The organism is Paenibacillus sp. FSL R7-0272, from assembly GCF_037969905.1.
In the GTDB taxonomy this organism is placed as follows: domain Bacteria; phylum Bacillota; class Bacilli; order Paenibacillales; family Paenibacillaceae; genus Paenibacillus; species Paenibacillus polysaccharolyticus.
The window spans coordinates 3,992,152-4,013,128 of sequence record NZ_CP150221.1; the positions used below are offsets into that span (position 1 = coordinate 3,992,152).

Sequence of the window (20,977 nt, forward strand, 5' to 3'; positions counted from 1 at the left end):
AAGCTGAAACTTACTACATTTTTCAAAAATAAATTATTTTCACATCCATTTCATCCATATTAAAGAAATAAATCCAAAGAAAAAGACCATGAGATCAAGCCTCACGGTCTTTTGAACAATTAAAGTATGATGGCGATCAATCCGCCTGATCCTTCGTTAATGATTCTACCCAGTGTCTCTTGCAGTTTATATCTTGCATTATCCGGCATCATCGCGATTTTACCCTGAATGCCTTCACGCACAATGGAGTGTAAAGAGCGACCAAACATATCTGAATCCCATACCTTGATCGGATCGTTCTCGAAATCCTGCATCAGATATCTCACCAGTTCCTCGCTCTGTTTCTCCGTACCGATAATCGGTGCGAACTCCGACTCCACATCGACCCGAATCATATGGATGGACGGTGCCGTCGCTTTCAGGCGAACGCCGAATTTCGTGCCCTGACGAATCAGTTCCGGTTCATCCAGCGCCATCTCGGCAAGTGAAGGAGCAGCAATACCATAACCTGTTGTTTTGACCATTTCGAGCGCCTCTGCGAAGCGGTCATATTCTCTCTTCGCATGGGAGAACTCCTGCATCAGTTGCAACAGATGATCCTTGCCCCTGATTTCAATCCCCACAACTTCCACGAGAATCTGGTCATATAACTCATCCGGCGCGTAGAGATCTATCTCTGCTACACCTTGCCCCATATTCATACCACTAAGACCCGCACGGTCGATAAATTCATATTCCATGAATTGTGACACGACCCGATCCACGTCGCGCAACCTGCGAATATCTTTTACCGTATCCCGTACCGAATTCTCATAGTTTTTACGAAGCCAGTGTGTGTCATTCAGCACCATAACCCAGCTCGGGAGGTTCACATTCACTTCATGCACAGGGAACTCATATAATACTTCACGGAGTACACCAGTGACATCATCTTCCGTCATCGTCGCAGCACTTAGCGTCATGACCGGAATATCGTACTTGGCAGCCAGCTCGCTCCGAAGTTGCAACGCTTCTTCACTACGAGGCCGGGTGGAGTTGATGACCAGAACGAACGGTTTACCCACTTCTTTCAACTCTGCAATCACTCGTTCTTCTGATTCCACATAAGAACTGCGAGCGATTTCGGCAATGGTTCCGTCTGTTGTGACCACCACACCAAGCGTGGAGTGCTCCTGTATGACTTTTCGGGTACCAATCTCGGCTGCTTCCTGGAATGGAATCGGCTCCTCGAACCAAGGTGTGGAGATCATACGCGGACCATTTTCATCCTCGTATCCCTTTGCGCCTTCCACGGCGTAACCCACACAATCCACCAAACGTACATTGACATCCAGTCCTTCAGCCACTTTGATCTGAACTGCATTATTCGGTACAAATTTGGGCTCGGTTGTCATGATCGTTTTACCTGCTGCACTTTGTGGAAGTTCATCCACTGCACGGGCGCGATCAGCCTCACTTGCGATGTTCGGCAATACGATCGTTTCCATGAATCGTTTAATAAATGTTGATTTCCCCGTCCGGACTGCGCCGACAACCCCGAGATAAATATCCCCTCCGGTCCGCTCAGCTATGTCCTTAAAAATGTCCACTTTCTCCAATGAAATCCCCTCCTTAAATTACTCCGAAGGAAAAATGCTAAAGAGCATCCGCTTCGTTTTTTCAATCAGAAGACTGAAATCCCTGCAACGGTAGAGCCGCCTTTGTGAGTGCCCGGAAGTCGTCCGCCGCCGAACGTTGCATTCTGATGAAACCGGCGAGAGCGGCGTTAACTCGTACATGCAATTGGACTAGTATCATCTTATGTACCTGTATGCGGCAATATGACGTGTTTTTTTGTTTTTTTATCTCATGATGGTGACATGAAGAGCATCCTCCGATCCCGGACTGCGCGTCTTTATTTCAATCTACTTTATGAGAACCCCTCTCTGTTTATGACACCTCTCACATCTTGAACCCTATTCTTTTCACAAAAAAAAGAGACACACCACGGAACGCGGCATATCTCTTTCGGGATTCTGTAGAGCCTTGAAATTGTACTTTTATTTAATAGTATATGTCTGTTCTTCACTTACTTACTTTGGTTTTGAACGATCTGTGCGACAGGTGTATTATTCTCCAGCGTATATGGAACAGATTTTACAGGTACGAAATAGGAGTGTGTAAGCAAATGATTACGTAAATCCGGGTCATCAGAGACAGCATGCTCATCATCGGATGAACCATCTGTTTTTTCCAATGCCTGCATAATATCAAAAGCATAATCCACATACACTGTACCCTGTTCATCCATCATAAAAGGCAGTTCCTGACCCGAATACACACTTTTTAGCGTAATTGAAGGAGATCCTGCCTGTGCCGCTAAGTTCATATTCACCGCATGGAAGCCGGTATATAACTTTTCACCCGCAGGCAGTTGTTGATTATGTACAGATTTGTACTGATCCACCATGCGTTGCACATCATTTACTTTCTGCACCGTCTGGAGATCCATCACTTTCACTGTCGGTTTCACTTCCTCATTTTGTATCAAAAAGTAAGCGCTCCCACCATTCTCAAAGGCCGTCCCAGGTATATCATCAAGATAACCCAGCTGCTTCAATTTAGACAGGTCTACTCTAAACTTTTCATACTTCGGCGTATCCGCGTCCGCGTTCAGAATTGGCAGTATGCCCTCGTCCTTTTGAAACGCTTCAATCGCACTCTGAATACGGTTTACACTTTCGCGATAAGCTGTTTTGGGATCAGAATTACTCTGAGAAGGATACAAGCAACCACTCATTGTCAGCATGAGCAGAAGAAGTAAAGACAGACACTTCATCTGCTGTAACAAACCCAAAGGATGTCTTCCTTCCGCAGTTTTATTCTTCTTTTTATTCATTCGCACCCTCCTTAAACATTCAAAACATGACTTAACATTCGATTTTCACTTCTTGTTATTATGCGAACCAGTCATCATCTTGCTGCTGACGCTCAAGCTGTTTCCTTATGGCGGCTTTCAGCGGATCTTCCGGAACCTGCACGGTCAGTTGTCCGCATACTTTCGCCTGACACGAGAGTCTTGTTCCATCGTCAAGCATTAGTCCGAGCTTCCGTCTCTCCGCATCCGTAGGTGGAAGCAGTGCATGCCGCTCCTCGGGCGCCACGTTAACTTTGCACATCAGACATGCCGCTCTGCCATCGCACCGGGTTGATATTCGAACACCAGCCCGACGCGCAGCTTGTAAAAGGGTTGTGCCGGGCTGAACTTTGATGGATTTGTTCATCGGTAAAAATGTAATCATCTCTTGCATCATCGTTCCTCCCCAGCTTGATCCGACCAAGAAAACCCGACCAGTTCTTCCACTTCTGATCTGAAACGAGATTCCCATATGTTATGTTGACTTAACGCAATCATCGCAGGTCGATGAACCTTAGGCTCTAGACGAATTCGCGCTGCGATGGGGACATAACGATCTTCACGTCCGCGAAGCAGATTAAAAAGCAATTCATGCGCAAGCGGCATTAGTCGCAACCGGTATGCGTCCACCTGAGTCTCGGAAGCATAAAGAGCTAGTACATGTTCGATCTGGATACGATACCAACTTTCGCGCGCCCATACTTCAAAACCGCCTACCAGTTCCAGTGAGCATGCGCCCACCTGGTAATGACTCAGCAGGGAAGCATAAGGCCCCGTTTTGTCTATTGCAGGCTCATCAAGCTTGTTCCCGGGAGCACAGATATGCAGCTTTTTGGCATCAGCAATATCAGCATACACATCTATATCTCGAGGTGCTTGTTGCAACTCGACTCCTTGAAGCAGTAAACCGCAACTACCACCTAGTAACCAGGTATAAGGCTGACGATCCCATGCTTTTGCCGTATCCAGTAAAGCCTGGTGTAATTCCGGATATCGCGCAGTCCAATTCCCCGTTTCATGCGGTACCATAGCTACACACTCCTCCCATCCGTCTTTTCATTGTGTCCGTTCTTATGATGCGCTTATGCGGATGTTCTCTCTCCCATGAGGGAATTTAGGTCAGAGAAGCGATTCCACCAAAAAATCCGATGAGCATAATTAAAAAAGCAATAATCGAAAGAATCCCCCGCACGAATCCTTTTGTTTTGGCACGAGCAAATGTAATCAAAAATACAGATAATCCCATAATGAGGATGGCAACTAATGACAGCCACATCTTGTCCATTGCGCTCATAAACCAGCAGTCTCCCCTTCAATCCAATATTCATCACGAAATTGTGACAATTGCAATCATTATAACATGAAATCGAACGTATTTTTCCTATAAAAAGACAAAAAAGCAAGCCAGCATCTGCTGGCTTGCTTTCGTAATGCCCGATACCTGCGTGAGCAGGCAACGAACGATTATTTTTTTATCATCATCTTCATTAACGATTCCATATTGCTTGGATTCAGCCCACTTTTCTTGACTGCACTCACAATATCCTGAACCGTATCCTCAGATACCGGTATTTTCGCCATGGCGGATACTTGTTTAATCAACTGGCGCAACTGAGCCTCATTCTGCATCGTTGTTGGTTTCACTGTGCTTGCCAGCTTTTTGACAGCTCCTTCAGTGATCGTTTTGCCTGTCTTTTTGTTGATGGCTTTCAGCGCTTCTTTCGAAATGTTGTTACCCATTCGTCTCCCCTCCTCCGGCAATACTCATGTGTATAATATGAGTGTGCCAGGGAAAAGGTGATTAAGCTGCATCATTTTAAACTAGGCCATTGTAACGATATTTAGACCATCAACTCAGGAATGCCATTGCTCCCAAGTTTCCAGCTTCATTACTTCCATCTCTGTTTTCGGATCACGTCCCATCAAGGCTTCAACGGCATCACGTGGCTGCCGATTCTGAAATAACACATGGTACAATTGATCCGCAATTGGCATCTGAACACCGTATTTTTGGGATATAAAATAGGCGGCCTGAGTAGTTCGAATACCTTCAACCACCATGCCCATGGACTGCAACACATCATCCAGCTTCTGTCCCTGCCCCAGCATAGATCCGGCTCTCCAGTTCCGACTGTGCTGACTTGTAGCTGTAACAACGAGGTCACCGATTCCCGCTAGTCCAGAAAACGTTAATGGATTAGCTCCCATCTCAACACCGATTCGAGTAATCTCGGCAAGTCCGCGGGTTAACAACGCCGCCTTGGCATTATCACCAAACTGCAGACCATCCGACATGCCTGCCCCGAGCGCGATGATATTTTTGAAAGCTCCCGCTAGCTCAACTCCGAGCATATCCCGGTTTGTGTACACACGAAAATAGGCATTCATAAACAATCCCTGAACTGCCTCCGCAGATGTTTTATCCAATGAAGCTACAACCACGGTGGTTGGACAGCGCTTCACCACTTCCTCAGCATGACTTGGACCAGACAATACAACAATCTGTCCTTCTTCACATTCAAGCTCTTCAGAGATCACGGTAGACATCCGTTTCAAACTTTCCGTTTCAAAGCCCTTCGTTGCATGAATAATCAGCATATCGGGTGTATAGAAAGGTTTAAACTGATGTGTAACCGCACGCATCGCAGACGAAGGCGCTACAATTAACACAGCCGCCGCATCTGCAACCGCAGCTTCCATATCGCTGGTTGCGCGAATGCGAGGAGACAGCTCTGCACCCGGTAGATAACGTGTATTCGTGTGCTGGGTATTAATCTCCGTTGCTTGTTCTTCGCTACGTGTCCACATCACCACATCCAGTTCGTTCGCGGCGAGGACACTGGCCAAGGCAGTTCCCCAACTGCCTGCGACCAGTACGGCAACTTTTTTAGACAACGCGTTTCCCCCCTCCAGGGTTCTTTGATCCCAATTTATTTTCCTGTCCTTTGGCGAGCTTCGCAATATTCGTACGATGTCTCCAGAATGCAAACAGACAAATAATCAGACTGCCCCAAAAGATACTCATTGAATACCCAGGCAGGATCAAGATGAAAACAGGAGTCAGTGCTACAAAAATTAAAGAGCCGAGCGAAACATAACGTGTCAGAACGATGGACAGGATGGCAATGATCCCGGCATAAAGCGCAGGCAGGAAAGCCAAGCTTACCAGTACTCCAATCGCAGTAGCAATGCCTTTGCCTCCGCGAAAATTGAAATAAAGGGGCCAGTTATGACCTGCGATGGCAGCAATACCGCTGAATGCAGCAATCCATGGAGACCCGTTACTTAACCATATGCCAATCCATACTGCAGCAATACCTTTGATTACATCCAGCAACAGCACTGCAATAGCCGGCCCTTTACCCAGAATACGCAGCGTATTCGTTGCCCCGGCATTACCGCTTCCGTGTTGACGTATATCAATCCCCCGTATTGCTTTTGCAAGAAGAACACTAAAACTGATCGAACCAAGCAGGTAGCTCAGTACAATAGCTGCGATGGATAAAATCACAAACTTCTCCCCTAACCTTCGTCGGACTTCCTCCGAGTAAATATGCGAATTGGTGTGCCTTCAAAATCAAACGCTGCACGGATTTTATTCTCCAGGTAACGCTCATACGAGAAGTGCATCAATTCAGGGTCGTTAACAAAGATAACCATAGTCGGCGGTTTGACCGCAACCTGAGTCACATAGTTAATTCTCATTCTCCGCCCTTTATCGGTTGGCGGTGGATTAATGGCTACAGCATCCGATACCACATCATTAAGCAGATGTGTCTGAACACGCAAAGAATGCTGTTCTGCTACACGCTGTACCACTGGCAACAATTTTTGTAAGCGTTGTTTTGTCAGTGCGGACAAAAAGACAACCGGAGCATAGGTCATAAAGAGGAAATGATCCCGAATCTTCGTCTCGAATTCCTTCATCGTTTTATCCGTTTTCTCTACAACATCCCACTTGTTTACCACGAACAATGAAGCTTTACCCGCTTCATACGCATAACCAGCAATGTGCTTGTCCTGTTCGATAATGCCTTCTTGACCATTAATAACAATCAGAACAACGTCCGCACGCTCAATAGCACGCATCGCACGCATTACGCTGTACTTCTCCGTCGTTTCATATACTTTACCGCGCTTCCGCATACCCGCCGTATCAATCAGCACGTAACGTTGCCCGTCTTTTTCAAAAGGAGTGTCAATTGCATCACGTGTTGTACCGGCTACATCACTCACAATAACTCGTTCCTCACCCAGGATGGCGTTCACAAGTGAAGATTTACCCACATTAGGTCGGCCGATCAGAGCTACACGAATTACATCCTCATCGTATGTCTCTTCCTCAAGTTCAGGCAATTTCTCCACAATCGCATCAAGCAAGTCACCAATTCCCGTACCGTGACTGCCAGATACCCCGATCGGATCACCAAAACCGAAGCCATAAAACTCATAAATCAGCTCACTGCGCCCAATGTTATCCACTTTGTTCACGGCTACCACGATCGGTTTACCTGAGCGATAAAGCATCTCAGCAACTTCTTCGTCCGATTGCGTAATACCCGCCTTGGCATCACACATAAACACAATTACATCTGCTTCTTCAATCGCAAGCTCCGCCTGCATGCGAATGGATTTCATAATGACGTCTTCGCCGTCAATTTCGATACCACCCGTATCAATAATACTAAATGCTTTTCCGTTCCATTCACCGATTCCATAAATCCGGTCACGGGTAATGCCCGGCTTATCTTCCACAATGGCCAGTCTGTCGCCGATAATCCGATTGAAAATGGTGGATTTACCCACGTTTGGTCGGCCGACAATTGCCACAACTGGTCTTGCCATACATTCCACTCCTCCTGTCCATACTTACGTTACTCATCATAGCAAAAAAGCTATGTCTTGGCTAACGTTTCGTAACGAACCGAAACGATATTCTCGCAATAACAACAATCGGCGAACCCGCTGGGGCTCGCCGATCTTGCTTTTATTGTTCAGCAAAATATGCAGTATATAACTTAGAACCATGCATGTATAACTTATTTGAATTTGCTGAGTTTGTCACCAAACAGTTCGCCGAGCGTAGTGCTCATACCTTGATTGTTCAAGGAAACGTTCGGATTGTTGATTTCTTCACGTGGAGCGTTGTTTCTTGCTGGACGCTCTGATTTTTGTGGTTGAGCAGGAGCTTCTTCTGTTTCTTTGATGCTCAAGCTTACACGTTGTTCAGCAGGGTTCATGTCCAAGATTTTCACTTGAACTTCTTGGCCCTCTTTCAGCACTTCATGTGGAGTACCGATGTGTTTGTGGGAAATTTGTGAGATATGCACAAGACCCTCAACACCAGGAGCGATTTCAACAAATGCACCGAAATCAACCAGACGTTTTACAACACCTGTTACGATATCACTTGTGTTGAATTTGTCACCAGCTGTTTCCCAAGGACCTGGTTGAACAGCTTTCATGCTCAGGCTGATTTTACCTTTTTCAGGATCAACTTTCAGCACTTTAACATTTACTTTGTCGCCTTCGGACAATACATCGGATGGTTTGTCAACGTGAGTCCAAGCCAGCTCGGATACGTGTACCAAACCGTCAACGCCCCCTACATCAACAAAAGCACCGAATTGAGTCAAGCGTTGAACTGTACCTTCAATGACTTGACCTTCTTGCAAACCAGCCATTACTTGAACTTTGTTTGCTTCGAATTCTTGCTCCAGAACGTCTTTTTGGGAAAGGATCACTTTGTTGTTCTCACGATCGATCTCTTTCACTTTAACACGTAGTGTGCGGCCTTTGTAGTCGCTGAAGTCTTCAACGAAATGACGCTCAACCATGGAAGCCGGGATAAATCCACGAACGCCCACGTCTGCAACCAAACCGCCTTTAACTACATCACCTACAACAACTTCGAACACGTCTTGGTCTTCAAAATGCTTTTGCAATTGCTCCCAAGCGTTCTCACTGTCAATGGCACGTTTGGACAAAACGAGTTTTTCTTTCTCGTCGTCGATGCTAAGTACTTTAGCTTCAACTTCTTGTCCTACTTCTACTGCTTCAGACGCGCTGTCTACGTGAAGCGAAGACAGTTCACGAATTGGAATAACACCGTCATATTTATATCCAATGCTTACATAAGCTTGGTTATCTTCCAATTTGACGATGGTTCCTTTTACAGTATCTCCTTTTTTCAAGGAAACGAATTGATCCAACTCATCTTGGGTTGCTTCTTGATTTTTCATTTCTTCCGACATGTCAAATACCCTCCTCAATTCAAAAACCCCATTATATTCAAACCTGCCTTGGCAGAGTTCAAAACACTTTCATGCAAATGCACTTCACATAGCATTCCTCAAAAATATGGAAACATGCACTCACAGTAGACCTGCCTTACTTACTAGGCTCGCCTGTTTTCACCATTTCGTTAATTTTGGACATGATTTTCTCGGTAGCTCTTTCCAAAGCATCTCCGGAAGTGTCTTCCTTGAACTCGTCCAAATTGACCGGTGCGCCATATACTACTTTCATCTTATGAAAAAGCTTGTAGTTGCCGATAATAGCAGTAGGGATTACAGTAGCACCGCTGCGGAGAGCAAAACTCGCTGCTCCTTTTTTACCAATTCCACCATCATTGTGACGGCTTCCCGCCGGGAAAATGCCAAGCACTTCACCACCACGCAAAATATTGAGTGAGGTTTTGATGGATTCTTTGCTGACGCCTCCTCGCTTTACAGGGAAGGCACCGACAGCCTTGATGATTGGCCCTAGCACCGGAACATCAAACAGTTCGCTTTTAGCCATAAATCTCACTTGACGGCGAATTTTGATGCCAACGGTTGGCGGATCAAAGTTACTGATATGATTGGAGCATAAAAGTACACCGCCGTCTTTCGGGATATTTTCCCGTCCAACTGCCTCCAGACGAAAAAGAATGGTATACATGATCCGCAGTACAGTCTTGCAAAAGGTGTAAATCATAGACCGCTCTCTCCTCTGACCATTGTGCAATAAGATACGATTTTGTCAACCACTTCATGGATATTCATCTTCGTTGTATCCAGGACAATCGCGTCCTCTGCACAACGAAGCGGAGAGACTTCCCTGTTCTCATCCAGTTTATCACGGGTTGCAATATCTCGCTCCAGTTGCTCCAACGTCAGCCCATCGGATGGTTCCAGTTCTTTGAAGCGGCGAAGTGCGCGCTCCTGCACACTGGCAGTCATAAAAATTTTCACTTCCGCATCGGGCAATACAGTCGTTCCGATATCGCGCCCATCCATGACGACGCCCTTGCGCAAAGCCATTTGCCGCTGAGTATCCACTAATTGTGTACGCAGCCCCTCGATTTGCGCATATCGAGACACGATTCCCGTTACTTCACGGGAGCGGATTTCCGAGGTAACATCCTCGCCATTACAGAACACTTTCTGTCCACCCCGATCCGGTTGTAAATCAATAACCAAATCTTGAGCTTCCTGAAGTACCTGAGTCATATCTTCCGGAGATATATCTTTCCGAAGCATATGCAAGGATACTGCACGGTACATTGCGCCTGTATCGACATAAATGTATCCGAGTTCCTCTGCAACCAAGCGGGCCACCGTGCTTTTTCCGGCACCAGCAGGTCCGTCAATTGCAACGTTCATCTTCCCGTCTTCTGATGTGTTCTGGCTAGCCAACGGGGCATTCCTCCTCAAACGATAAACCTCAATAAAAAAACAGGCATTGCCTGCATCGTGAAAATTATACCACACTCTACACATGGATGCAAAAACAGACAAATCAGCCATTCCGGTCTTTGCTGTTACTTTGCATATGAACCGGGGTACCTTCTAGCCGGTCAATCGTTGTCATTATTTTCTTCAAATCAGGGACAAGCAGTAACAATTGACAGAGGATAACGAGGATCAGGAGCAAGCCAATGAATAGCAATGCTCTTCGTTCCGACCGTTTTGACATCATACAATAAATATGTTCAATTCTCCGTGCATCAGAGCGTTTGTTCATAGCAACATTCTCCGTTTTTGCCTTACGTTGCCCAGTACAGTACTGTTTTATGCCTGCACACGTCTACTTCATACGATAATCCAGTTGCCGTTCAAAACAAAATTTGATGACCTTCTGACGTTCTGAATCCGTAATCTGTGAAAATTTTAGCATACCTAACTCACGGCCCGTTTCCAGCTTTTTAATGCGAACTACCTCGGCTTCGAATTGAACATGGTCAATTGACCCATTGCGATAAGGAACCAATAGCCAGCATTTCAGCTTTTGTTCTTCCTGCACTTTGACATCAGGCTCGATGTATACGGACAATCCTCCGCCTCCGATGTCTTCAGTCAGCACGACCGCACGTGTAAGGTCTTCACATTGAATCGCCAATTCAAGACTGGCGTGAACGCGAAGGAAGCTACGGCGCTGAATTTTGGAAATCTCATCAGGAAGCGGTTTTCGAATGCGGACCAGACGAACGACATCTTCCTCAAACCCTGTTACGTAAGTATTAAAATAATGGCGGACTCCACTCTCGTTCATATACGATATGGACAATTCTTCTCCGAAAAAGAGTCTTTTTAAACGACTGTTCCCCTGTTGCATCGGAACTTCAATCAAAAAACTGTCATCATCGGTATCTGCGATACGCGATTTGTATTCCTTATGTTCCTCTTTTTCGTCAGCCGATGCGATCTGGATATACAACACTTCATTTATTTTAGGAAACAATCGGTTCACCGCCACTTATGTATTTATCTTTGTCTCTGCAAGGACTATTATACCATGACCTTTCTCACATGGAACAAGAAAAAACAGACCATTGAAATGGTCTGTTTTCGCATGATTAATTTTGAGAATACACATTCTGCTAAACGCTTCTAGGAGGTTGCATTCACTGGCTTAATCTCCTCAACCGCTTCTTCCATTCCTGTATCGGCATTAATGTAAATCCGGTAACGCGAACCGTTTATTCGTCCCCCGAATTCATAACAAAGCACTTCTTTGCTGTATTCATTCTCGATCAACGATTTGCGAACATAATTTTCTTTGAAATCTGAATTCAGTTTTTTGCGAGCCTGATCAGCCGTAAGCTTTGCTTTTGGAATCTGACGTTTGTCGTTATGCTCATATACATAGTCGCTTGCCTGAAAACCGGTGACTTCCCCCGTATCCAGACCTACACGTACAGACATTTTTTCTGGATAAATCAACGTATCTCCTTGCTTGTGCACATACGTGAGGTTCGCCAAATTACCGAACTCATCGTAGTTGACAGCTTTCATATCCTTATATCCTTTATTGACAAGAAACTGATCCGCTTGTTTCATTGCCTCTTGACGGGACACTTTTTTAGCTCCAACCGTTCTGGTGTCACTGTACGAGATAAGCTTCCCACCGTTGCGTGTGAAATCCATCATCAGTTTCCCGTTTCTGGCATGCTGGATGGTGGCGGTATACGATTCCCAGTCCGTCCCTTTGCCGTTCTCCTGAACCTGAATCTTACCACTTTCCACATTCGAGAATTTGGCGGCCTTCTCCTGGATCTGCTCTTTGGAAACAGGCATTCCGCCAAGCTTCTTCACAGAGCGTTTGGTGAACATATTAGAGACGGAAGGGCCCCAATCCAGCTCCGGGTAGTCTTTTACTTTTTTATTTACGGTCCGGAAACCGTCCACGATGGAATTATCGTTTGTCTGCTCCTGAGTTGCCATAACGGTTTCAGCATCCATCCAGCGCAAACGATCAGCTAATACTTTCTGTTGAACTTCTTTCAGACTATTTTTAATCTCCGAAGAATTTTGATACAGTGTCTTTAAATTACCCATTTCCTTCTTACTGAGTGGCTCATTTGTCAGGTCACGCATGGATGCCTGATACGCAAATTTCGAGATACGCGAGAGGAACTCCTCAGTCTCATTGAAGGGAAGCATGCCGAGCGGCAGTTGATTAATTTCATTCTGAGCTTCGCTAGTAAGCCTCCACACATTCATCAACCCTTTGCGATGCATCCCCTGTGAACTTGAATGTACAGCAAGCGTGTTCCCAATCTCCGAATGTAATTTATCCATATGGAATGATAGGTCGTGAAATGCACGCTGATATTGATTTTCCGCCTTGATCAGTATCGCATTCTTCTCCTGATTCTCCTGATAACCCCACACGAGTGCGCCGATCAGGAGAACTGCAAATATCGGAAACATGACTGAACTTAATCGTTTATACACGGTAGATTCTCCTTTCTTCTAGGGTGTGTCTGAAAACAATGGAGGAAGCAGATTTTGCCGAATTTTCGTTCCAAGCCAGGAAGTTTACCGCAGGCGTGCCGGGGCACGTCAAGGGAAAGTGACGCAGCAGGGAGCGAAAAGGTGGTAAAAGATGCACTTCAGTGGATTTCAAGACACGCCTTGATCACTGCCTTTATTGTGGATCGAAGAAAGTCCTCTTATGCATGCGATTTCCAGTCGGAACGAAATTTGCCTTTAACGAATGAAGCTAAGACTTTTTTGAGTAAGGCTTGTTGACTTCACTTTAATCGAACATATAGCCGACTAGTGCAACATATAGCTCGTCGCCATGCCCTCTTCTTCAATGTCAAATTGATCCTTGTTATCACAAAGGCACTGTTTAAACCCAGTATCAATGCGCCCACGTTCTTTCTTGCCTCTTAACGTGAAACGTTCACCACATTGTTTGCATCTAATTTTAATCTTGATTCTTGTCATTGGATATCCCCGTTTCATATCGTCGTACCCTTGTTTTCTAGAACACAAAAAAGACACACCAGGGTCTGCGTTTTAAACGCTTTATGTCCACCAGTGTGTCCGTATTTTTATAATTTAATCTCATCCCTCTCGTTTCACGAAGCGAAAAGGAGAACGGTTGTTAGCCCGTGTAATCTTGCCTATTGCTCCATACCACAGACCCGCCATCAGAGGCGCGATGAACCACAGCCAGTGATTCACCATCATATTCATAATAACATCATACAATGCGTGCCAGAAAAACGGAAGAATCAGAGACAGACTGAGATACCACCGTTTCTTCTTCGTATCATCAATGAATTTGGCTTTGCCCATGTAATATCCCATAATAACGGCAAACATCGCATGACCTGATACAGGCAGGAGGGCCCTTAGAAACATACCTGATACGGAGGCATTGCCTGCAAATGCGTACAGCACATTTTCCACTGTAGCGAAGCCCAATGATACCGCAACGGAATATAAAATTCCGTCATATGGCTCGTCAAATTCGGTGTGATTATAGATAATGTGGTAGATCACAAACCATTTAACAAACTCCTCAACTCCGCCCGAGATTACGATGGATTCGAGAAGGGGACTATCTCCAAGCCACAACATCATGCCTCGCTGAATAATCATCACGGGCAGAACGATCAGAATCCCCATGAGAAATACTCTCAGAACCATGTGAAGTGGTTCATAATCATACCGGTCTTTAAGATAAAAGTATGTTAACAAGGCGAGACCCGGAGCAACTGCTGCAGCTAGAAGCGAAAACAAAAGCACCGAAATTCCCTCCCCTGAATAGTGACGCGATGATAACGATGTTTAATCCTGACGTTTGAAGTGTGTGCAGATGACATCAATCGCTTGTTCAGGAATAACGACCTTTCCATACTCCTCCATAACAGCTGGAGTGACCGAAGAACCTTCTCCAAATTCAGCCAGCAAAGCAATCAATGCGGCGTGTTTGGCGGTGTCTACATCATCCGGTTCAAAATGTAAGAACCATTTATTTTTATAAGAATACAGTTTCCCCGCATCCGTAACATGTTGACGTAACATATGGGCAGCTTCAATCAGCACCTCAAAATCCTTAAATGCGTATACGATGGAGTCACTTTGCTCCAGTGTAACTTCCATTTCATATACTTCTTCAGGAAGATCATCTTCATGACCTGAACCATATTGTTGCGGATCATATTTTCCACGAGTAACAATGACAACCATCCCTTGAGCGGGAAGTGCGAATACTTCAACAGCCAGCGGACCTGTGGCATCAAAGCCAAGTTCAGAATAAGCCTGGTCCATCATTTCAGTGAACAGTTCATGTACCTTCGGTAATTCCTGCCACATATCTTCTTTTTGTATTCCGCGCTCGCTCAGATCGTCAAAGGTCAGGAAAATCCGTATCTTATCGTGACTTAGTCGTTCTATTTTCATACAGGATCTCCCCTTTATAAGCAAGTCTTATAACAGATTATGAAGCACAAAACAATATGTGCTGAAAATAAATCTATGTAGTTATGTTATCATTTTATACCTATAAATGCACGCAGTAAAATCAACAAAAAAAAGAATCAATCCACATCAAATCAAGACTGTGGATGATTCTTAATGGATGTTACGGGTTACAAACCCGGTACTGATGTATTGGTCTGACTTAAAATCTGCTCTACTTCATGTTTAACATCCGGGTTCGTCCGAATAAAATCTTTAAGCATATTCATGTTTTCTTCTTTTTCTTTTGGTGAGATCACTCTGCTGGTTTTTGATGCCGACTTGTGCGGTTCACCATGATGATCCGGTTTGCTACTGAAGCTATCCATGCCTGGAAAAGTCATTTCCATCATTTTATGTTTGGCCTGGTCAACCATGTTTCGAGATGAACCTGAAGACAACATGGGCATTCTGCCTTTAGCTAACCAAGAACTGGCTGCAACACCAACGACTATACCCCAGAAAAAGGATGACGCCTTCATTACACCAACCTCCTTTAAGTGTTAAAATCAAAAGTAGTGTTTGCTGTAGAAGACAATCTCATTCCGCATAATACAGGAAAGTGAGCTGAGAAAATGTTGAAACGCGCTTCCTCGCTGTTACTCATAACCAGCATATTGCTATCTGCATGCAGTGCACAAAATCAATCTGCATCTGATGCCAAGGATATGAAAGGCGATACTGCTGTCATTCTTACGGAGAAAAAAAACGAAGAAAACCCAAGCGCAGAATCCCAGATTGAAAATAACGAGACAGATACTGAAATTCATCCTAAAACAGACACAAATATAACCGGTACTAAGCCAAAAATTCCATCCACGGACGGAACCTCAAGGGAAGTGCTCGTTAAAAAGACGTATCATATGAATTCGAGTTATGTTATTAAACCTAATGATGAACCCAGCTCTGCTAAAGTGGTCTTGTTAACCTTTGACGACGGACCAAAGGACGAAAAGATGATTAATTCACTTTTGGATACTTTGGATAAACATCACGCCAAAGCCATATTCTTTGTAAATGGAGACCGTGTCAAACGTCAACCGAAGTTGTTGAAAATGATTTATGACCGAAAACAGATCATCGGTAACCACGCTTGGGATCATGAAGATTTGAAGAAAATGTCAAGTTCAGAAGCTAAGAAACAGGTCACCGACGTTCAACAAATTGTGAAAGACATCACCGGGGAAAAACCTCAGTTTTTCAGACCCCCTTTTGGCTCCGGAAATGATGCATTGAAAGATGCCGTCAAAGAAGAGGGAATGTTGTATATGACATGGTCCAACGGCTCACTGGACTGGGATAAGAGCACTAAAAACAGACCAGACAAAGTGATCCAGAATGTCCTGGATCAGCTTCACCCTGGAAGTAATATTCTGATGCATGAATTACCTTGGACGGTCGATGCTCTGGACGAGTTGTTAACATCGCTTGAGAAGAAGGGTTATTCCTTTGTTGATCCACGCGCGATCGAATTACAGTCCCGATAATAGATGCCAATGCTAGGGCTACTGCACCACTGCGAGAAAAATGTAATGTGCAACAAACAGCCCTGATCTCATTGATCAGGGCTGTTTGTTGCAGGAACACGTAAAGTGATGAGATGTATCTCTGCGGGACAACCTAACCTGAAGGGGAGATGGTTTGTACCAAATCCCCGACTTACAAGCAATTTTCCTGAACGAATATCTTCATCGCTCCGTTTCAAGGAAAACCAGCCGCTCTTTACAGCCCGATAAGCCTTACTTAGCAATACAGGTCCTAACAATGGAACAACGATTTGTCCTCCATGGGTATGTCCACTCAGTATCAGATCTACATCAATGTCTAACCGCAATACTTCCAAAGGATCGTGAACTAATACGATTGTGGAGCAGCCATCCTTCGTATTTCGCAACAATTTCTCTGCCTGTTTCGAACGATAATCTAATCCGACCAATCGGACGTGTTCCGTTCCTTTTTGCAAGTATACATCCTGATCTTGAAGGAGCTGCACGCTCGAATCATCCAAAAGTCTAGATAAATGAGTCACGCCTGCTTTTTTGTCATGATTTCCATAAACGGTATAGGTTGGAGCCAAAATCGACAAAAGCTTCATATTTTGTCTGACAATCGACCAGGATATTCCCTCTTCAGCTATATCGCCCCCGATGAGTACCCAATCGGCTTTCCCCTTCAACTGCTCAACTTCTTTTGTTTTCAACAATCGTGAATGGGTATCTGATAAAAAAATAATCCTCGCTCCGTTGAAAGAGGCTGGTAGATGCACAAGTTCGACTTCGTCCTCTGTAATCACAGTTGTATGAGCCTCTCGCCACATATGAAAAAGAAGTAATAAAGCTACCACTAATGTGAGAAAGGATAAACTGACTAATATTACCACGGTAATGGGAGGAAGGTGTTCAAAGGAGGAGCTCCCTTAATCCCCCACCATACCAGACCAACGGTTAACATTATGAAAATAAAAATAAGTGAATTGACAAATCTTTTGCTCAATCTCAAACGTCGTGAAGGATGAAGTTCAGTTCGAGTGGGTAAAGAACCCGCTTCGGAAACTGAGCTTTCCTTCTGGTTTGCCGTTTTCTTAGAGCGACTAGGCGCTCGTTCCGGTAATACCGGACTTTCCAGTGCGGATGCACTCGACCCACGTTGTGATCTTGGTAAAGAAATTGAAGTAATTGGTGGAAGCCCCACTGTTTCGGCAGCAACTGCCGTTTCAGCAACGAAACTTGTCTGTGAAGCTGAGTTCCGCCCGGTTTTCTCTTTATTGTCCGAGCGACGCTGACGTTGGCTGCCATATGTTTTCACCCTGCTTAATGGCTGACTCATGATCCCCTCCGAAAACGTATCGCTAATCCAGATACTAGGTCAATGATAAAATGACACAGAATCGGTGCCCATAATGTGCCTGATTGCAAATAAATATAGCCCAATCCATAGCTCGACACAAACACCCATCCTGTAGGAATCCAGTGGCGCAGATAACGAATATGAATAACTGCAAATAAGATACTTGTCCAGTATGGACCAATTGCGTGTTGAATTGCGCCGCGGAAAAGCAACTCCTCACATACAGCCACCAAGGCTGCTATACATACAATATGCCAGATTGGACGTCCGCGAAACAACAGCTCGTTAATGCCACCATCATCCATACTTTCCTGAGGTATGACATAGGACAGTACCAAATCCATGACTAGCATAATCGCAGCGAGCCCAAGACCCCACCATAAAAACTGAAGATGATCAGGCAAGGCCAGAACTTCGAATAGATCCCTTTTCTGCAACAAAATCCATACGATCCCTACGATCAAAGTTAGCCCTTGGGTAAAGTAAAGGTTGATCAAGAGCAGACGTTCTGTTAATTGCTGCGGCTCGGCCTTCTGAATTTTAAACTTCGGAAATTTCTTTTTTTTCATTGCATGCGTCTGTCCTCTTAAGTTATTTGATAAAAATTTCATTGACCAATCCGATAGTATACTAAATGATAGCCAAAAAACCAATCCGGTTCAAGACCTGTCCCAAGTCCCGGTTGATCACATCAAAACGTTACTTCATTAATGCAGTGAACTTTCTTTCACGAAACAGTATGTTTAAAGCATTTAAATCTCAATAAAAATAATTCTAAGTAGATAGATTACACTCTCTAAAGGTCTGGAAATTACAGCCTTCAACGTCAGGAATTAAAACATTTAAGCCTATTGACATGCTCATGTAAGCCATGATACATTATGAAAAATTAGTTACGTCAAACACGATGATGGAAAAAAGACGTTGCTTTGTCTTTCAGAGAGCCGATGGTTGGTGTAAATCGGTGGCAGGCAGATGATCTTGAGCGCTCCTGAGTTATTGCATTGAAATTGGAGTAGGTGCAATCGGTTTAGACCCGTTATCCTCTTCGGTCTTCATTGACCGCTAAGACTGTCGTTGCGAAACGGCGGTGAATTAGGGTGGTACCACGACAACTCTCGTCCCTTATTGCGCAAGCAGTATGTGGATTGAGAGTTTTTTTGATTGTTTTTGATAAAAGAATCCTGTGGAATCACCCTGTTAGTTTACCCTACTCCTCTGCTACGACACCGCGTTGTTGGAGGGAAGAATCACTTTGGTTTTAAGGAACGTCTCCTGCCGGAGAACAAACCTTGACGATTATAGATATACAAACCTAAGGAGGAAGAAACCATGTACAAAGTGTTAGTGTCAGATCCAATCAGTGATCTGGGAATTCAGCAGCTGGTCGATGCAAGTGATGTCGTTGTCGAGAAGAAAACCGGACTTAGTGAAGATGAGCTCGTTGCCATTATCGGAGATTATGATGCCCTACTCGTTCGTAGCCAGACCCGTGTTACTGAACGTATTATGACGGCTGGCACCAATCTTAAAGTGATTGGACGCGCAGGAGTTGGCGTAGATAATATTGAACTGGAACCTGCTACACAACGCGGTATCATTGTCATTAATGCACCTGACGGTAATACCATTACGACTTGTGAGCACACTTTTGCCATGATGATGGCACTGGCACGACACATTCCGCAGGCATATGCCAAAACGATTCAAGGTACATGGGATCGTAAAACGTTCCTCGGTGTGGAGTTAAGAAATAAAACACTCGGTGTACTCGGTATGGGAAGAATCGGTAGCGAAGTAGCCAAACGTGCAAAAGCATTCGGAATGGACATTCTCGCTTATGACCCGTTCCTCACAGAGGAGCGTGCCGAAAAACTGCAAGTCAAGCTGGCAAGTGTTGATGATATTATCCGTAATGCGGATTTTATGACTGTGCACACTCCACTCACACCAGAAACACGTCATATGATTTCCCGTCCGCAATTCGAAGTCATGAAAAAAGGCATGCGTATTATTAACTGTGCACGCGGCGGTGTAGTTGACGAAATGGCGCTTGTAGAAGCGATTGATGAAGGAATTGTTGCTGGAGCAGCATTCGACGTATTTGAAAGTGAACCACCTGCAGCAGATCATCCATTCCTGAATCATCCAAGCATTATCGTTACACCTCACTTGGGTGCATCAACCGTAGAGGCTCAGGAGAACGTAGCGATTGACGTATCTGAACAAGTTCTTCACATACTTCGCAATGAACCATTTAAAAATGCGGTTAATATGCCAGCTGTCGCACCAACCGTTATGAACAAACTGCAACCATACTTTAAATTGGGTGAAACGCTAGGTAGTTTTGCAGCACAAATCACTCAAAATGCAGTACAAGAGATTCGCATTGACTATGCGGGTGATCTGTCAGAAGTAGATACATCACCGCTCACTCGTTATATTGTGAAAGGCATTCTGGCAAGACATCTGGGCGGAGAAGCCAATATTGTTAACTCCATGCACTTGGCCAAAATTCGTGATCTCAATGTTGTTGTGAGCCAAACCTCTGCTACAAAGGGATTCACAAACCTAATTACCGTAACACTCGTAACAACACAAGATGCTGAAGAACGCCGCGTGGCAGGTACGCTTCTTGCAGGATACGGCGAACGGATTGTTCGTCTTGATAAATTCCCTGTAGATATTGCACCGGAAAGCCATCAAATTTTGATCTCGCACAACGATAAACCGGGTATCATTGGACGTGTAGGTACTTTGCTTGGTCAAAATGACGTAAACATCGCATCCATGCAGGTTGGACGTAAAATTATTGGTGGTGCTGCGATCATGATCCTCACCGTTGATAAAGAAGTGCCAAAAGATGTGCTGGTTCAGCTTACATCTCTTCCTGAATTAAATACAGCTGTTGAGATTGTGCTCGGTTAAACGGCATCATCAATACTTTGAAAAAGACGAGACCCACTAAGGATCTCGTCTTTTTTTGCACAAATGC

The 20,977-nt window shown here is 44.7% G+C and carries 23 protein-coding genes and 1 other annotated feature; of the genes, 2 read left to right on the forward strand and 21 right to left on the reverse strand.

The features are described from left to right. Positions 1-119: 119 nt before the first annotated feature. From spoIVA to MKY23_RS17755, 18 genes are all read right to left on the reverse strand, one after another. A complete protein-coding gene (gene spoIVA / locus MKY23_RS17670; protein ID WP_339831178.1) occupies positions 120-1,598 on the reverse strand; it encodes a stage IV sporulation protein A in 1,479 nt (492 codons plus the stop codon). A gap of 470 nt (positions 1,599-2,068) precedes the next feature. Next, positions 2,069-2,878, reverse strand: coding sequence for a hypothetical protein (locus tag MKY23_RS17675; protein WP_339831180.1), 810 nt, complete (start codon positions 2,876-2,878; stop codon positions 2,069-2,071). A 58-nt stretch (positions 2,879-2,936) separates the two neighbouring features. Continuing rightward, positions 2,937-3,290: a 2Fe-2S iron-sulfur cluster-binding protein gene (locus tag MKY23_RS17680; protein WP_339839523.1), complete on the reverse strand. Its 354-nt coding sequence runs from the start codon at positions 3,288-3,290 to the stop codon at positions 2,937-2,939. Then, positions 3,290-3,925 carry a hypothetical protein gene (locus tag MKY23_RS17685; RefSeq protein WP_339831182.1) on the reverse strand — a complete coding sequence of 212 codons (636 nt, stop codon included), beginning with the start codon at positions 3,923-3,925 and terminating at the stop codon, positions 3,290-3,292. The genes MKY23_RS17680 and MKY23_RS17685 overlap by 1 nt, the downstream gene beginning before the upstream one ends. Before the next feature lie 85 nt (positions 3,926-4,010). Continuing rightward, the gene (locus MKY23_RS17690; protein ID WP_090917248.1) at positions 4,011-4,190 is read right to left on the reverse strand and encodes a DUF2768 family protein; all 180 of its coding nucleotides are present in this window, start codon (positions 4,188-4,190) and stop codon (positions 4,011-4,013) included. Between the two features lie 170 nt (positions 4,191-4,360). Beyond that, positions 4,361-4,636 carry a stage VI sporulation protein F gene (locus MKY23_RS17695; protein ID WP_090917250.1) on the reverse strand — a complete coding sequence of 92 codons (276 nt, stop codon included), beginning with the start codon at positions 4,634-4,636 and terminating at the stop codon, positions 4,361-4,363. Positions 4,637-4,750: 114 nt separating this feature from the next. Further along, positions 4,751-5,791, reverse strand: a complete 1,041-nt coding sequence (locus MKY23_RS17700) for an NAD(P)H-dependent glycerol-3-phosphate dehydrogenase (RefSeq protein WP_090917252.1) — start codon at positions 5,789-5,791, stop codon at positions 4,751-4,753. Then, positions 5,784-6,407 (reverse strand): glycerol-3-phosphate 1-O-acyltransferase PlsY, encoded by a 624-nt coding sequence (gene plsY, locus MKY23_RS17705; RefSeq protein WP_090917254.1) that lies wholly within the window; start codon positions 6,405-6,407, stop codon positions 5,784-5,786. The genes MKY23_RS17700 and plsY overlap by 8 nt, the downstream gene beginning before the upstream one ends. Positions 6,408-6,418: 11 nt before the next feature. Beyond that, a complete protein-coding gene (gene der, locus MKY23_RS17710; protein ID WP_090917256.1) occupies positions 6,419-7,741 on the reverse strand; it encodes a ribosome biogenesis GTPase Der in 1,323 nt (440 codons plus the stop codon). Positions 7,742-7,935: 194 nt separating this feature from the next. Continuing rightward, positions 7,936-9,150 (reverse strand): 30S ribosomal protein S1, encoded by a 1,215-nt coding sequence (gene rpsA / locus MKY23_RS17715; protein WP_090917258.1) that lies wholly within the window; start codon positions 9,148-9,150, stop codon positions 7,936-7,938. A gap of 136 nt (positions 9,151-9,286) precedes the next feature. Continuing rightward, positions 9,287-9,874: a lysophospholipid acyltransferase family protein gene (locus tag MKY23_RS17720; protein WP_145331754.1), complete on the reverse strand. Its 588-nt coding sequence runs from the start codon at positions 9,872-9,874 to the stop codon at positions 9,287-9,289. Then, positions 9,871-10,575: a (d)CMP kinase gene (cmk, locus tag MKY23_RS17725; RefSeq protein ID WP_090917262.1), complete on the reverse strand. Its 705-nt coding sequence runs from the start codon at positions 10,573-10,575 to the stop codon at positions 9,871-9,873. Before cmk ends, MKY23_RS17720 begins: the two co-directional genes overlap by 4 nt. Before the next feature lie 103 nt (positions 10,576-10,678). After that, complete coding sequence (locus MKY23_RS17730; RefSeq protein ID WP_339831188.1) at positions 10,679-10,858, reverse strand: hypothetical protein; 180 nt, start codon at positions 10,856-10,858, stop codon at positions 10,679-10,681. A gap of 108 nt (positions 10,859-10,966) precedes the next feature. Continuing rightward, on the reverse strand, positions 10,967-11,620 hold the full coding sequence (locus MKY23_RS17735; RefSeq protein WP_339831192.1) for a flagellar brake domain-containing protein: 654 nt from the start codon (positions 11,618-11,620) through the stop codon (positions 10,967-10,969). A gap of 149 nt (positions 11,621-11,769) precedes the next feature. Further along, the gene (gene ypeB, locus MKY23_RS17740) at positions 11,770-13,116 is read right to left on the reverse strand and encodes a germination protein YpeB (RefSeq protein ID WP_090917268.1); all 1,347 of its coding nucleotides are present in this window, start codon (positions 13,114-13,116) and stop codon (positions 11,770-11,772) included. A 618-nt stretch (positions 13,117-13,734) separates the two neighbouring features. Beyond that, a complete protein-coding gene (gene prsW / locus MKY23_RS17745) occupies positions 13,735-14,421 on the reverse strand; it encodes a glutamic-type intramembrane protease PrsW (RefSeq protein ID WP_090917272.1) in 687 nt (228 codons plus the stop codon). Between the two features lie 42 nt (positions 14,422-14,463). Further along, on the reverse strand, positions 14,464-15,078 hold the full coding sequence (locus MKY23_RS17750) for a genetic competence negative regulator (RefSeq protein ID WP_090917274.1): 615 nt from the start codon (positions 15,076-15,078) through the stop codon (positions 14,464-14,466). A 188-nt stretch (positions 15,079-15,266) separates the two neighbouring features. Continuing rightward, a complete protein-coding gene (locus MKY23_RS17755; protein ID WP_090917276.1) occupies positions 15,267-15,617 on the reverse strand; it encodes a hypothetical protein in 351 nt (116 codons plus the stop codon). A gap of 93 nt (positions 15,618-15,710) precedes the next feature. Here MKY23_RS17755 and MKY23_RS17760 point away from each other — a divergent pair, with 93 nt between their 5' ends. After that, positions 15,711-16,622 (forward strand): polysaccharide deacetylase family protein, encoded by a 912-nt coding sequence (locus MKY23_RS17760; protein ID WP_339831197.1) that lies wholly within the window; start codon positions 15,711-15,713, stop codon positions 16,620-16,622. Between the two features lie 68 nt (positions 16,623-16,690). Here MKY23_RS17760 and MKY23_RS17765 read toward each other — a convergent pair whose 3' ends face one another. The 3 genes from MKY23_RS17765 to MKY23_RS17775 are packed head-to-tail and all read right to left on the reverse strand — an operon-like array spanning position 16,691 to position 18,551. Beyond that, positions 16,691-17,452 carry a metallophosphoesterase gene (locus tag MKY23_RS17765; protein ID WP_154957594.1) on the reverse strand — a complete coding sequence of 254 codons (762 nt, stop codon included), beginning with the start codon at positions 17,450-17,452 and terminating at the stop codon, positions 16,691-16,693. A gap of 56 nt (positions 17,453-17,508) precedes the next feature. After that, positions 17,509-17,961: a hypothetical protein gene (locus tag MKY23_RS17770; protein WP_154957595.1), complete on the reverse strand. Its 453-nt coding sequence runs from the start codon at positions 17,959-17,961 to the stop codon at positions 17,509-17,511. Next, on the reverse strand, positions 17,958-18,551 hold the full coding sequence (locus MKY23_RS17775) for a type II CAAX endopeptidase family protein (protein ID WP_090917285.1): 594 nt from the start codon (positions 18,549-18,551) through the stop codon (positions 17,958-17,960). The genes MKY23_RS17770 and MKY23_RS17775 overlap by 4 nt, the downstream gene beginning before the upstream one ends. Before the next feature lie 329 nt (positions 18,552-18,880). Then, positions 18,881-19,111 (forward strand) — a binding site (T-box leader). A 203-nt stretch (positions 19,112-19,314) separates the two neighbouring features. Here MKY23_RS17775 and serA point away from each other — a divergent pair. Then, positions 19,315-20,910 (forward strand): phosphoglycerate dehydrogenase, encoded by a 1,596-nt coding sequence (gene serA, locus MKY23_RS17780; RefSeq protein WP_090917287.1) that lies wholly within the window; start codon positions 19,315-19,317, stop codon positions 20,908-20,910. Positions 20,911-20,977 lie beyond the last annotated feature (67 nt).

What these genes read in the sequence shown, in the direction of transcription:
- MKY23_RS17685 (WP_339831182.1), bottom strand. Translation starts at nt 3,925, where the DNA reads ATGGTACCGCATGAAACGGGGAATTGGACTGCGCGATATCCGGAATTA.
- MKY23_RS17695 (WP_090917250.1), bottom strand. Translation starts at nt 4,636, where the DNA reads ATGGGTAACAACATTTCGAAAGAAGCGCTGAAAGCCATCAACAAAAAG.
- MKY23_RS17760 (WP_339831197.1), top strand. Translation starts at nt 15,711, where the DNA reads ATGTTGAAACGCGCTTCCTCGCTGTTACTCATAACCAGCATATTGCTA.
- MKY23_RS17755 (WP_090917276.1), bottom strand. Translation starts at nt 15,617, where the DNA reads ATGAAGGCGTCATCCTTTTTCTGGGGTATAGTCGTTGGTGTTGCAGCC.
- der (WP_090917256.1), bottom strand. Translation starts at nt 7,741, where the DNA reads ATGGCAAGACCAGTTGTGGCAATTGTCGGCCGACCAAACGTGGGTAAA.
- MKY23_RS17690 (WP_090917248.1), bottom strand. Translation starts at nt 4,190, where the DNA reads ATGAGCGCAATGGACAAGATGTGGCTGTCATTAGTTGCCATCCTCATT.
- MKY23_RS17770 (WP_154957595.1), bottom strand. Translation starts at nt 17,961, where the DNA reads ATGAGTCAGCCATTAAGCAGGGTGAAAACATATGGCAGCCAACGTCAG.
- rpsA (WP_090917258.1), bottom strand. Translation starts at nt 9,150, where the DNA reads ATGTCGGAAGAAATGAAAAATCAAGAAGCAACCCAAGATGAGTTGGAT.
- serA (WP_090917287.1), top strand. Translation starts at nt 19,315, where the DNA reads ATGTACAAAGTGTTAGTGTCAGATCCAATCAGTGATCTGGGAATTCAG.
- MKY23_RS17675 (WP_339831180.1), bottom strand. Translation starts at nt 2,878, where the DNA reads ATGAATAAAAAGAAGAATAAAACTGCGGAAGGAAGACATCCTTTGGGT.
- MKY23_RS17775 (WP_090917285.1), bottom strand. Translation starts at nt 18,551, where the DNA reads ATGAAAAAAAAGAAATTTCCGAAGTTTAAAATTCAGAAGGCCGAGCCG.
- MKY23_RS17730 (WP_339831188.1), bottom strand. Translation starts at nt 10,858, where the DNA reads ATGATGTCAAAACGGTCGGAACGAAGAGCATTGCTATTCATTGGCTTG.
- MKY23_RS17680 (WP_339839523.1), bottom strand. Translation starts at nt 3,290, where the DNA reads ATGCAAGAGATGATTACATTTTTACCGATGAACAAATCCATCAAAGTT.
- MKY23_RS17765 (WP_154957594.1), bottom strand. Translation starts at nt 17,452, where the DNA reads ATGTGGCGAGAGGCTCATACAACTGTGATTACAGAGGACGAAGTCGAA.
- MKY23_RS17750 (WP_090917274.1), bottom strand. Translation starts at nt 15,078, where the DNA reads ATGAAAATAGAACGACTAAGTCACGATAAGATACGGATTTTCCTGACC.
- MKY23_RS17720 (WP_145331754.1), bottom strand. Translation starts at nt 9,874, where the DNA reads ATGATTTACACCTTTTGCAAGACTGTACTGCGGATCATGTATACCATT.